This is a genomic window from Alcanivorax sp. HI0007, from assembly GCF_001635525.1.
Classification (GTDB): Bacteria; Pseudomonadota; Gammaproteobacteria; order Pseudomonadales; family Alcanivoracaceae; genus Alcanivorax.
Map to the genome: position 1 here is coordinate 1 of NZ_LWEJ01000020.1, position 12,702 is coordinate 12,702.

A 12,702-nucleotide genomic window follows, 5' to 3' on the forward strand; every position below is an offset into this window, starting at 1 on the left:
ATCAGCTGATGGAAATGTTCCGAATGTCCCGCTCCCCCCTGCGTCGCACCAAGATTGTCGCCACCGTTGGCCCCGCCTCTTCTTCAGAATCCCGACTGGAGGCTCTGATACAGGCCGGCGTGAATGTGTTCCGCCTGAACTTTTCCCATGGCAGTGCGGATACGCACCGGAAAACGGCAGAGACCATTCGCCGCTGTGCGGAACAGTGCGGCGAACACGTGGCGATTCTGGCAGACCTGCAGGGGCCCAAAATCCGTATTGGCAGCTTTCCCGATGGCCCCATTCTGCTGAAAGCCGGCCAAGCTTTTACGCTGGACACCGCCCTGGCGGATGACGCCGGCAATGCGGAGGAGGTCGGGGTGAGTTACCCGCCACTGCCGGAGGACTGCCAGCCCGGCGATATCCTGCTGCTCAATGACGGCTTGCTGGAACTGAAAGTGGATGCCATCAACGGCACCCGGGTGGCATGCACCGTACTGGTGGGCGGCGAGCTGTCCGACCACAAGGGGGTCAATCGCAAGGGCGGTGGCCTCAGCGCCCGGGCACTCACCGACAAGGATCTGGCCGATATCGTCACCGCCGCCGACATGGAAGTGGACTTTCTTGCCCTGTCCTTTCCCCGCGACGCCGAAGACGTGGAAGAAGCCCGTCGCCGCTACCGCCAGGCCGGCGGCCAGGGGGGCATCGTTGCCAAGATTGAGCGGGCGGAAGCGGTGGCGGACGATGACACCCTGGATGCCATCATCCTGGCCTCCGACGGCGTCATGGTGGCGCGGGGCGATCTGGCCGTGGAGATCGGCGATGCGGAGCTGGTGGGGGTGCAGAAACACATCATCCGCCGCGCGCGGGCCCTCAACCGCTTTGTGATCACCGCCACCCAGATGATGGAATCCATGATCCACAGCCCCCAGCCCACCCGGGCGGAAGTCTCCGATGTGGCCAATGCGGTGCTGGACGGCACCGACGCAGTGATGTTGTCCGCAGAGACCGCCGTGGGCGAATACCCGGTGGAAACCGTCCAGGCCATGGACCGCATTATTCTCGGCGCCGAGCGCACCTGGCAGGAAAGACGCACCGACCGTCCCATCAACGACAACACCGACAATATTGATGAAGTGATTGCCATGGCGGCCATGCAGGCCGCCAACCGACTCAGCAAGGTCACCGCCATCATTGCCATGACCGAAAGCGGCAACACCCCGCGACTGATGTCACGGTTGCGCTCCGGCATCCCCATCTATGCCTTTACCCCCTACCCCAGCAGCCAGCGTCGGGTGGCCATCCTGCGCGGCGTGCGCGCCATCCCCTTTGACAGCCATGCCATCGCCAGCGACGAGGTGAACCGCCGCGCGGTCGCCATCCTGGAAGAGATGGGCGCCATACAGGACGGCGACCGGGTGCTGATCACCAAGGGCAACTACAACGATGCCCATGGCGGCACCAACACCCTGAAGGTGATCCAGGTGGGCGGGGATATTCAGTAACGCCTCACCAGCGATGCAAAGACTGGCGTCTTGTAACAGCCCCTAACCATTCCCATACGCAAAAAGACGCCAGTAACTGAACCATAGTTCTAGACTGATCCTCACCCTTCCCAAACAGGAAGCATAACAATGAGAATCGGTCTGGTTGTGGACTCGGGTTGTGATCTGCCCAAGGACTTTATTGACGCAAACAACATCCTGGTCATGCCGGTGCCCATCCGCATCGGCAAGGAAATTTTCGTGGACGACCGCGACCCGCAACGGGCCCGGGAGTTTTACGCCCGCCATGAAGTGGACAAGAACCACGACGCGGAAACCGCCCCTCCCACGGTGGACCAGATCCGTACCCTGTTCCTGGAACAGGCGGTGGGCGAGTTCGACTACGCCCTGGTGCAGACCGTGCCGAAAAGCCGCAGCCCGATTTTCGAGAACGCCACCGAAGCGGCCCACGCCATTCTTGGCGACTACAAGAAATACCGGGAAGCCGCCGGGCGGGAAGGTCCGTTCCGTATCCGCGTCAGCGATAGCCAGACCCTGTTTGCCGGCCAGGGCGTGCTGGCGGCGGAAACCATGCGACTGATCAATACGGAAATGAAAGTGGGCGACATCCGCCAGCGCATCAGTGACCTGACCCCGAAAACCGTTGGCTATGCGGTGGTGCCGGACCTGTATTACGTGCACAAGCGCGCCCGCAAGAAAGGCGACAAGAGCGTTGGCTTCATCGGGGCCCTGATGGGCTCGGCGCTGGACATCAAGCCCATCCTCTGTGCCCGCCAGGATCAGACCTTCCCGGTGGCCAAGGTGCGGGGGTTCGAAACCGCTGTCGAGAAAATGTTCACCCACGCCTGTGCCTGCGTGGAGCAAGGCCTGCTCACCCCCATTGTCTGTGTCAGCTACGCCGGCGACCCGGATGCGGTTTACCAGATGCCCGGCTTCAGCGAGCTGAAGGCCACCACCGAGAAACACGGCGTGGACCTGCTGATCAGCCATATGGGGCTGACCGGGGGCGTCAATATCGGCCCCGGCGCCATCAGCGTGGGTTTCATCACCGACCAGATGGATTTCGCCTGACCCCGTCCACCGGGGTGGATAGCGGATCAGGCTCCCCGGAGTGAGCGTTACCCGCAGCGAATCGAACCCGCCAAACCGCCACAAGGCAATAGCTGCGCTTTCTTGAGCGCCGCCCGGTAGCGGCTTTTCGGCAACACCCATCCTTCCTTATTGCTGGCATAGTAGCGCCAGCCATAGGCAGGCTGCGCGCGACAGCCTGCATCCAGGGCGCCCGGGGATATGTTCCCGGGCGCTGTAGTAAAGGAGAAATCATGTCTGATTCCATCACTACCCTGAAGACCAAGGGGCTGCCCGCCGATGCGCTGGCCTTTATCGAGTCCCTGCCTGCGGATCAGGCCAGCAAACTGGCCGATACCGTCCTTGCCGCTCTGGAAACCAAAGACGCCAGAGTCGAAAAAGCCATGAATAACGCACTGAATGTGGTGCCCGGGCCCTTCCGTCGCCCGGTGAAAAAAATGCTGTTCGGTTAAGGAGACAGACATGCACATTGAAACCCAGGCCGAACTGCTCAAACTCAGCCGCCTGCTGGAAACCGACGAGACCAACCTGGCCTTTCTGGATGGTCAGGACCTGACCGCCATTGCCAACTTCCGCAGTGCCGTCTCCGGCTTCTTCTACGAACAGCACCAGGACAGCTACCAGCGCCTGGCCGGCATCAGCAAACTGGTTCCCACCGGTGCCAGCGCCAAGCTGGCCACCACCGTACTGGGCTCCGTGCTCGCCGCCGGCATTGCCTCCGAGCTGCCCCCCGAACGCGCCATCAAGCTGGCCGACAAACTGCCGGAAGACTTTCTCGCCAAGCTGTGCATCCACCTTGAGCCCAAATACTCCCGGGATCTGCTGGCTGCCATGCCCGACAAGATTGTCGCCTCCGTGGCCAAAACCCTGCTGTCCATGGACGAGCACATCACCCTGGCCCGTTTTGTCGCCGTGATTCAGCCGTCTGCCCTGGAAGCCGTCACCCGCAGCATCGACGACGGCGAAGCCATGGTGAAGATCGCGCTTTACCTGGAAGACAAGAGCAAACTGGACACCGTGCTGGCCTTGCTCAGCGAAGCACAGCAACGGGCCACTCTGAAAGCCGCCACCGACCATGAACTGTGGCCGGCGGTGCTGTCCCTGAACGGACACCTGAACACCGAACTGCGTGGCCAGATGGGCAACCTGGTAGCCGAGCAGGGCGAAGCCGTGATCAGTCACATTATCGAAGTGGCCAGCGAACAGCGCCTGTGGACCAACCTGTTGCAGGCGGTGAACGCCATGGACAATCAGCATCAGCAAATGGTGGTGAATGTGCCCAAGTTGCGCGAAGCCCCAGTGATGGAAAGCCTGATCAGCACCGTGGCCAGTGAAAACAGCTGGGATGAATTGCTCACCCTGTTGCCACTGCTGGATCAGGAACACCTGACACCAGCGGTTGACGTGCTAACCCAAAGCCAGCCAGAGGCACTGGGGCAGGCATTGGGGCAGGCCCATGACAGCAAGCTGTTGGGCCTGTTCGGTCATTTGCCCGACGCGGAGCTGCCCCGAGTGGCCGAGGTACTTAAAAGCCATGCCGCCGAGAACTGGCAGGCTTTCGCGGCGCGCAACGGCGATGCCCACGAGATCGAGGCGCTGAAGGCACAAATGGCGTAACAAAAAATGCCGGGCACTGACCCGGCATTTTTTTATTCCGCACCTTCAGGATACTGCGGCAACCCATCATCAATGGCCCACCAGTTACAGGCCGAATCCGTATAGATATGAAACGCCGGCCGCGTGGCCAGCGGCTCATTCAAAAGCCCCGCCCGAATCCGCAACGCCCGGCTTTTTCTCATGGCTACTGTAAATCGGCGAGCCGCACTCGCAGCAGAACACCCGCTGCTTGCCCGGCGAGGATTCATAGCTTTTCAGTAATGCCTCACCCCGTACCCAGTGCAGCTTGCCGGTTTCCACCGGAATATTGGTAACCAGCGCAGTACCCTGGGCCTTTCGACATTGCTGACAATGGCAGACCTGAATCGGCGCCAGCTCACCGGCGATTTCAAACGTGACACCACCACAGAGACAACTACCTGTGTACATATCCGCTCCGTTTTATTGCTGTAGGAGCTCCTCTTGAGGGGCGAACCGCGCTTGCGCGGAAATTGCCCGCAGGGCGATCAGACCTTCCTGAGCTCGACAGAGCCATCCAGAATAGATTGCTACCTGCTCGACTCATCCATTGCATCGCACTTCGCCCCTCAAGAGGAACTCCTACAGCAGAAAAATTTGCCGGACATGAATCCCAAGCCTGGATCAGGACTCCCAATCGTACCTCCAGCGACGCTCCTGCCAAAAGGTATCCGCGCCTTTCAACGCACCATACCCTCCACCAGAAAATCCACAAACTGGCGCACCTTGGGCGACAAGTGCCGGTGGCGGGGATACACCACCCACACCGCAGTGTGGCTGCAGGCATACTGATCCAGCACGGAAATCAGCCGCCCCCGATGCAGATCATCTTCCACGTAATAATCCGGCAGCTGCACCAGCCCCAGGCCCTTGCGAGCCGCATCCAGCAGGGCCACGCCGGAATTGCCCTTCCAGTTGCCCTGCACTTTCCATTGCCGATGCTGGCCGTCCACATCCACCGCCCACTGATCCGCTGAACCCAGCAGGCAGTTGTGTTGACTCAACTCCCCCAACGTGTGGGGGCGGGCATGGCGCTGGAAATAGTCCACAGAGCCGACAATGTATTCCCGACGCGGGCAGAGTTTGCGGGCGATCAATGACGAGTCCGGCAGGGCCCCGGTACGAATCGCCACATCGAAGCCCTCGTCGATGATATCCACCCGCCGGTTGGTAAAATCCAGTTGTATGGACAGTTGCGGGTGGCGGGCCAGAAAGTCGTTCACCAACGGCGCGATGTAACGTTCGCCAAAGGTGGTGGCGCAGGTCAGCTTGAGTACCCCGGTGGGCCGTTGCTGGTAGTCGCTGATGGCCGACAGCGCTTCCTGGAAGCCATCAAACAACTGACCACAATGATCGAAGTAGACCGCCCCCGCATCGGTGAGCTTCAGGCGCCGGGTGGTGCGGTAAAGCAACTGGGTGCCGAGCTGGGTTTCCAACCGGGACACCAGCCGGCTCACATGGGAGCTGGATACCCCCAGATGCCGGGCGGCGTCCGCGAAGGAGCCCCGACGCACCACTTCCACAAAGGCTTCAATACGATCCCAGTGCTGCATTGTTGCCACCTGACAATAATCTCTTGTCGAATTGTGCCTTATAGCGGTATTCGTGTCTGCGTATAGTGAATAATCCATGAATCGCCGAGCAAGCCCGGCGAAAAAGGTTACCGCCCTCCGAACCGTCAAAAAGGAATCACCATGAAATCCCGTGCCGCCGTCGCCTGGGAAGCAGGCAAACCCCTACAGATCGAAGAAGTGGATGTGGCCGGCCCCAAGGCCGGGGAAGTGCTGGTGCAGATCGTCGCCACCGGCGTTTGCCACACCGATGCCTATACCCTGTCCGGCAAGGATCCGGAGGGTATCTTTCCTTCCATTCTTGGCCACGAAGGCGCCGGCATCGTGCAGGAAGTGGGCGAAGGCGTGACCAGCCTGAAACCCGGTGACCACGTGATTCCGCTCTATACCGCCGAGTGCCGCCAGTGCAAATTCTGCCTCAGCGGCAAAACCAACCTGTGCCAGGCGGTCCGCGCCACCCAGGGTCAGGGCCTGATGCCGGACAGCACCAGCCGCTTTTCCCTGAACGGCAAACGGCTGCATCACTACATGGGTACCAGCACCTTTTCCGAATATACCGTGGTGCCGGAAATTTCCCTGGCCAAGGTCAGCAAGGAAGCCCCGCTGGACAAGATCTGCCTGCTTGGCTGTGGCGTCACCACCGGCATCGGCGCGGTGCTAAATACCGCCAAGGTGGAGCCCGGCTCCACGGTGGCCGTGTTCGGGCTCGGCGGCATCGGCCTGTCGGTGATCCAGGGCGCGGTGATGGCCAAGGCAGAACGCATCATTGCCATCGACACCAACCCGGCCAAGGAAACTCTGGCCCGGCAGTTCGGCGCTACCGATTTCATCAACCCGAAGGATTACAACAATTCCATTCAGGAAGTGATTGTCGAACTCACCGACGGCGGTGTGGATTATTCCTTCGAATGCATCGGCAATGTGAAAGTAATGCGTTCGGCGCTGGAGTGCTGCCACAAGGGCTGGGGCGAATCCATCATCATCGGCGTGGCCGGTGCCGGCGAGGAAATTTCCACGCGTCCGTTTCAGCTGGTCACCGGCCGGGTCTGGAAAGGCTCCGCCTTCGGCGGTGTAAAAGGCCGCACCGAGCTGCCCGGCTATGTGGATCGTTACATGAACGGCGAAATCAAGATCGACGAATTCGTCACCCACACCATGGGGCTGGATGAGATCAACACCGCCTTTGATTTGCTGCACGAAGGCAAGAGCATTCGTTCGGTGATTCTTTTTTAAGGCGTACTAATTCCGACTGTAGGAGCACCTCTTGAGGTGCGAATCTACTTGCGAAAGACCTTGCCAGGCAAGGTTCGCACCTCAAGAGGTGCTCCTACAGCGGCTTCGTAGAAAGGTTGAATCATGTCTGATATCGAACTGGTTTCTGCCACCAAATCCTTTGGCGGCTGGCTGAAGCGCTACCGGCACCGCAGCCAGGTGCTCAATTGCGAGATGATCTTTGCCATCTATCTGCCGCCGGCAGCGGAGCAGGCTTCCGTTCCCTTGTTGTGGTGGCTGTCCGGCCTGACCTGCAACGATGAAAATTTCATGCAGAAAGCCGGCGCCCAACGCACGGCAGCGGAACTGGGTCTGGCCATGGTCTGCCCGGATACCAGCCCGCGGGGCACCGACCTTCCCGGCGAACACGACAGCTATGATTTCGGTTCCGGTGCCGGTTTCTATGTAAACGCGACCCGCGCGCCCTGGAGCCAGCACTATCGCATGTATGATTACGTGACCCGTGAATTGCCGGCACTACTGCGCGATCATTTCCCCCTCAACGGCCGCGAAGCGATCAGCGGCCATTCCATGGGAGGCCATGGCGCATTGATCTGCGCACTAAAAAACCCCGGCCGCTATACCTCGGTATCGGCGTTCGCACCAATCAGCAACCCGAGTCAGTGCCCCTGGGGCGAGAAGGCACTGGGCGGCTATCTGGGGGAGGACCGTGCAACCTGGGAGGCCTGGGATGCCTGCGAGCTGATCAAGGCCAACGGCAGCGACCTGGCGCTAATGGTGGACCAGGGCGACGCGGATAATTTCTATCAGGATGGCCAACTCCGTCCGGAATCCCTCAGTGCCGCCTGCCAGGAGGCGGGGGTGCCGATCACCCTGCGCATGCAACCCGGCTATGACCATTCCTACTTCTTCATCGCCAGTTTTATTGACGATCATCTGAAGTATCACTTTCACCATCTGACGCAATAAACTCTTGCTGGTGAAGGCTAGCAAACAGTCAGGGTGCACAGCGCCTGGGGCGAACTGCACCCTAGATTTCAATCATCCTGTGTTGTGATATTTCAGGCATCCATGGAAACGTAAACCGGTTGCCGCTCCACCCTCTCTAACCAACCCCGGATCTCCGGATAAGCATCAAGAGAAAAGCCGCCCTGATCAGCTACATGGGTATAAGCATACAAGGCAATGTCAGCAATGGAATAATCACTGCCGACAAAGAAATCCCGGCCTGACAAATGTGCTTCCATGACACCAAGCGCATCATGCCCTTTCTGCTGCTTTTCCAACAATGCCTCGGCGTACTTTTCCCTTTCTCCCAGAACATGAATCCAGTAGCGGGATGTCGCGATATTGGGCTCGTGGTTGTACTGCTCGAAGAACATCCATTGCAGAACCTGAGCCTGCTGAAACGCATCTTTTGGCATGAATTGGCTCTCTCTGGCCAGATACCAGAGTGCCGCATTGGATTCCGGGAGAACCTGCCCCTCTGGGGTGACCAGTACCGGAATCCGCCCATTGGGATTGATGGCAAGAAAGTCCGCGGTGCGGGTTTCACCACGGGTAATGTCTTTCTCGATACGGCGAAAGGCGATCCCCAGCTGGGTCATGGCCAGCCGTAGCTTGTAGCAATTCCCGGACGAAGAAAATTCATAAAGCGTCAACATCACTGCTCCTTGTGACTGAGAAAACGTTATCGATATAGCCGTTCAAAACCCGCGGCGCTGAATCCGTTCATTCTTCTCTTTCCCACCAGGATCACGGGCACACCCTTTCCTTGCAGAGCGTCAAATCGTGCCTGGGCTTTCGGGTCTTTATCAATATCGTATTCGATAAAGGGAATATTATTGTCATTGAAGTAGCGACGGGCTTTCCTGCACACACCGCACCACTGGGTCGCATACATGACAACCTTGCCGCTGCCCTCTGCCGACGCTGGCAATCCTTTATCGAGACTTTGGTAGGTCACACTCTCGAAAGTATTGATCTGGACATTAACGGTTTCCGCCTGGTCGTTTTCCGCTGGCTTGTCACCGAAATGTACCCGGCCCTGGGCATCTGTCCAGGTATAAATGCCGTCGGCGCTGGCCATTCCCCAGGCCAGCACCAGAGAAAAAATCAGTATTCTCGCTATGCATCCTTTCATGACTTTTCTCCTTCTGCGTGCAAAGCTTAGCTGAATACCCTGCTGACAAACATGGGAGAGTTCCCATCCTTTTTTTCCAGGCAAAAAAAGCCAGGGCATTACCCCTGGCATGGCTCGGGAGAGCGAGACTAAACCGGAAGGAATCAATCGTTGAGAAAACCGGCGAGACGCTGGTTGATGGTGCCCACACACTCACTGATGATGTCATCGATGATTTCGGCACAGCTGGGGTAACTGTCGATCAGGCCCTGAACCATGCCCGAGGTCCAGATGCCTCCGTCGATTTCTCCGGAGGTCAGCGCCGCCTTGCCCTTTACACCAGCAACCAGATCCTGGATGTAATCGAACTTCATGTCCGGGCCCTTTTCCCGTTCGATGTCGTTGACCCGGGTGGCTACCGCATTCTTGAAAACACGGGCGGTATTTTTCAGCGGCCGGAAGATCAGGGCCGTATCCAGCTCGGACGCCTCGGCAATGGCACGCTTCATATTGTCGTGCACCGGCGACTCTTTCGAGGCCAGGAAACGGGTCCCCATGTTGATACCGTCCGCACCCAGAGCCAGACAAGCGGCCATTTGCGCGCCGGTACCAATACCGCCGGATGCCAGCATGGGAATCTTGATCACTTTTGCCGCCGCCGGCAGCAATACCAGATTGGGGATATCATCTTCACCCGGATGACCGGCACATTCGAAGCCATCCACGGAGACCGCCGCCACACCCACTTTTTCTGCCTTCAGCGCATGACGGACGGAGGTGCACTTGTGCACCACTTTTACGCCGGCACCTTCGAAAAGAGGCATGAAGGGTTCCGGGTTGCGACCGGCGGTTTCCACCACGGTGATATTGTTTTCACAGATCACCCGGGCGTACTCCTCATAGGGCACCGGTTTGATGGTGGGCAGGATGGTCAGGTTCACACCGAAGGGCTTGTCGGTCATCTCCTTGCAGCGTTTGATTTCCTTGTCCAGGTCTTCCGGCGTGGGCTGGGTCAGGGCAGTGATGATGCCCAGGCCACCGGCGTTGGATACCGCCGCCGCCAGTTCCGCATAGCCCACATTCTGCATGCCGCCTTGCACAATCGGATACTGGATGCCCAGCAATTCGGTAATACGTGTTTTCATGAATGGGATCCTTTTACTCAATTCAGACCCGCCCGCAGAACTCGGTGCGAGGTGTCAGGATGGCGCCAACGTACTGAAGGCCACTATTTTGCAGCAATGACAGGAATGTTCACCCCCCCGGAAATTTTGGATAGCACTGATCCGGGATCCGCTAGCAAGCCGCTGTTGTACAACGCTTTTTTGAGGCGCCCGGAAACCCTTTTTTCGCCCAACGGTTAGACAGGAACGTCACTTTTGTATGCGCTGCCCAGGGCTTTCCTGGCCTTGCCCGGCGAGGTACCGGTCCAGCGCCGATAGGCCCGACTGAAGGCGCTGTGCTCGGAAAACCCCAGCAACAGCGCGATATCACCCAGGGTCAGCGAAGGGTCCGCCAGATAATGTCGAGCCAGTTGTTCACGGGTGCGGTCCAGCAACTCCCGCCAGGTGAGCCGCCGCTCCGCAAGCCGTCGCTGCAAGGTGCGCACGGACATATGCAGCTCCGCCGCCAGGCGCGGCAGGGTCACCGTCGTCTCGGGCATCAACCTGACCATGGCCTGCTGAAGGGCCCGATCGAAACTGTCGGAATCCGGCAGCGCCAGCAACATTGCCCGGGCCTGGCGATCCAGCAGATTGCGCATGCTGGGGTCGCTGTGTGGCAGGGCCATGGCCAGAAAGTGAATCGGGAAACTGACGCAGGTGTGAGACTGGGCAAACCATACCGGGCAACCGAAGAATGCCTCGTAGACCTGGCGGGTCTCGGCCGGCGGTGCCGGGAACACGAAGGACACGGACGTCGGTGACGGCGGATCATCCACCAGCCGCCGCAGAAAGGTGATCAGCGCGGCGATGGCCACGGTGTCCGCCAGCTCCCCCACGGAATCGTCCCCGGACCAGCGCACCTGCATCTGATCCCCCTGGCCCAGCACTTCCACCATATCCTGGCCATAGAACAGGGTTTCGTAGCGCTGGTAGGCCAGCATGGCCTCGCCCAGGGTGCGGCAGGTGAGAATCAGATAGCCGAGCATACCCACGTGGCGGGGCTGCACCATGGCGCCGATGGACAGGCCCGGCGCGACACGCTCGGGCCGCAGGGCCACTGCCTGCTGCAGCAGATCACGCCAGAGCGTCAAAGGCACCAGGTCCGCCGGGCTGCGGCTGTCAAGCACGGTTCGCAGGGCCGGTGCCGGCAGATTTTCCCGGTCCAGCCAGTCCGTGAGCAGCTGCACCCAGGCGCCGGTCACGCGCATGGCTGTGGCCATTTTCCTCTCCCGCCGTTTATCCGATGGCATAGATTGTCAAAAATACGGCATGGAACGTCAATACAAACCGGACGGCCCATCGCACAATGGATCCATCATCAATCACACCGGGAGCGTTGCCCATGGCTCTGATGGACTGGTTCAACAGCGTTTGGCAGAACAGCGGCCTGGCCCCGCTCTGGGACACCGTGGCGCCCTGGCTGGCCCTGGACGAACGGCAACTGATCTTCATGGTGGCCACGCCGTTCTTTATTGGCGTGTTCCTGTGGGAGTTCCTGAAAATCCGCCACGATGCCACGCTGGTGGATAGCCGTGAATCCATTCGCAATTTCATGCTGGGGGCGGGCTATCAGACCACTGAGTTGTTATTCGCCGGCCTGATCGCCTTCCCGGTATACGCCTTTGCCTATCACCACCGGTTGCTGGATATCGAACTGACCTGGCTGACCGGCGCCTTGCTGTGGGTGCTCACCGATTTCTGCTTCTACTGGATGCACCGCACCTCACACCGGGTGCGCTGGTTCTGGGCCGCCCATGTGACCCACCACTCCTCCGAGCGGATGAACTTCTCCACGGCCATGCGTCAGAACGCTACCAATATCTTCAATGGTGGCTGGTTGTTCTACGTGCCACTGGCTTTTGTCGGCTTCAACCCGGTGTGGATCGGGGTCTGCTATGCGCTGTCACTGGTCTACCAGTTCTTTATCCACACCACCCTGGTGAAGCGACTGCATCCGGCCATCGAATATGTGTTCAACACGCCCAGCCACCACCGGGTCCATCATGGTCGCAACCCGGACTATATCGACACTAATTACGGCGGCGTCTTCATCGTCTTCGATCGTCTGTTCGGCACCTTTACCCCGGAACGGGACGAGGAACCGGTGGAATACGGCATCACCCGCCCGGTGTACAGCAACAACCTGCTGGTGAACTGGTGCCATGAATACGTGGATATGTTCCGCGACATCAAACAACGCGGCCCCATCGGCCAACGGCTGAAACATCTCTGGAAACCACCGGAGTGGGAGAGAGAAAGCAATTAATAGTTAATAATGAATAATTAATAATTGCGCGTTTACTCGCCGGGATTTTCAAAACGCATGAGGCCGCGCCCAGAGTCTGGGCGCGGCCTCGTGCGTTTCAGTAAAGCAAGCCGCCACCGCGACGTTATTAATTATTCAT

General features: G+C 59.2%; 13 protein-coding genes. 7 read left to right on the forward strand and 6 right to left on the reverse strand.

The annotated features are described in order from the left end of the window. Window positions 1–8: 8 nt before the first annotated feature. From pyk to A3714_RS01490, 4 genes are all read left to right on the forward strand, one after another. Complete coding sequence (gene pyk / locus A3714_RS01475) at window positions 9–1,484, forward strand: pyruvate kinase (protein ID WP_231867809.1); 1,476 nt, start codon at window positions 9–11, stop codon at window positions 1,482–1,484. 129 nt (window positions 1,485–1,613) lie between these two features. Next, on the forward strand, window positions 1,614–2,555 hold the full coding sequence (locus A3714_RS01480) for a DegV family protein (RefSeq protein ID WP_062815314.1): 942 nt from the start codon (window positions 1,614–1,616) through the stop codon (window positions 2,553–2,555). A gap of 251 nt (window positions 2,556–2,806) precedes the next feature. After that, window positions 2,807–3,025 (forward strand): hypothetical protein, encoded by a 219-nt coding sequence (locus tag A3714_RS01485; protein WP_063509745.1) that lies wholly within the window; start codon window positions 2,807–2,809, stop codon window positions 3,023–3,025. 10 nt (window positions 3,026–3,035) lie between these two features. Beyond that, window positions 3,036–4,190, forward strand: a complete 1,155-nt coding sequence (locus A3714_RS01490) for a hypothetical protein (protein WP_063509746.1) — start codon at window positions 3,036–3,038, stop codon at window positions 4,188–4,190. Between the two features lie 135 nt (window positions 4,191–4,325). On the opposite strand, the gene A3714_RS01495 is transcribed toward A3714_RS01490, so the two are convergent. Together A3714_RS01495 and A3714_RS01500 are read right to left on the reverse strand one after the other, a co-directional pair. Further along, a complete protein-coding gene (locus A3714_RS01495) occupies window positions 4,326–4,619 on the reverse strand; it encodes a GFA family protein (RefSeq protein WP_231866144.1) in 294 nt (97 codons plus the stop codon). 269 nt (window positions 4,620–4,888) lie between these two features. Continuing rightward, entirely contained in the window at window positions 4,889–5,761 is an 873-nt protein-coding gene (locus A3714_RS01500) for a LysR family transcriptional regulator (protein ID WP_063509747.1), read from the reverse strand. 141 nt (window positions 5,762–5,902) lie between these two features. Here A3714_RS01500 and A3714_RS01505 point away from each other — a divergent pair, with 141 nt between their 5' ends. Further along, window positions 5,903–7,012, forward strand: a complete 1,110-nt coding sequence (locus A3714_RS01505) for an S-(hydroxymethyl)glutathione dehydrogenase/class III alcohol dehydrogenase (RefSeq protein ID WP_063509748.1) — start codon at window positions 5,903–5,905, stop codon at window positions 7,010–7,012. A gap of 123 nt (window positions 7,013–7,135) precedes the next feature. Then, window positions 7,136–7,981 carry an S-formylglutathione hydrolase gene (fghA, locus tag A3714_RS01510; RefSeq protein ID WP_063509749.1) on the forward strand — a complete coding sequence of 282 codons (846 nt, stop codon included), beginning with the start codon at window positions 7,136–7,138 and terminating at the stop codon, window positions 7,979–7,981. Window positions 7,982–8,073: 92 nt separating this feature from the next. Here fghA and A3714_RS01515 read toward each other — a convergent pair whose 3' ends face one another. From A3714_RS01515 to A3714_RS01530, 4 genes are all read right to left on the reverse strand, one after another. Then, window positions 8,074–8,676, reverse strand: a complete 603-nt coding sequence (locus A3714_RS01515; protein ID WP_063509750.1) for a glutathione S-transferase family protein — start codon at window positions 8,674–8,676, stop codon at window positions 8,074–8,076. Between the two features lie 26 nt (window positions 8,677–8,702). Further along, window positions 8,703–9,155 (reverse strand): glutaredoxin family protein, encoded by a 453-nt coding sequence (locus tag A3714_RS01520; protein WP_063509751.1) that lies wholly within the window; start codon window positions 9,153–9,155, stop codon window positions 8,703–8,705. Window positions 9,156–9,298: 143 nt separating this feature from the next. Further along, window positions 9,299–10,279: a nitronate monooxygenase family protein gene (locus A3714_RS01525; RefSeq protein WP_063509752.1), complete on the reverse strand. Its 981-nt coding sequence runs from the start codon at window positions 10,277–10,279 to the stop codon at window positions 9,299–9,301. 215 nt (window positions 10,280–10,494) lie between these two features. Then, window positions 10,495–11,517: an AraC family transcriptional regulator gene (locus tag A3714_RS01530; protein WP_063509753.1), complete on the reverse strand. Its 1,023-nt coding sequence runs from the start codon at window positions 11,515–11,517 to the stop codon at window positions 10,495–10,497. Between the two features lie 122 nt (window positions 11,518–11,639). Here A3714_RS01530 and A3714_RS01535 point away from each other — a divergent pair, with 122 nt between their 5' ends. Next, a complete protein-coding gene (locus A3714_RS01535; protein WP_062815299.1) occupies window positions 11,640–12,563 on the forward strand; it encodes a sterol desaturase family protein in 924 nt (307 codons plus the stop codon). The last annotated feature ends 139 nt before the right edge of the window (window positions 12,564–12,702 follow it).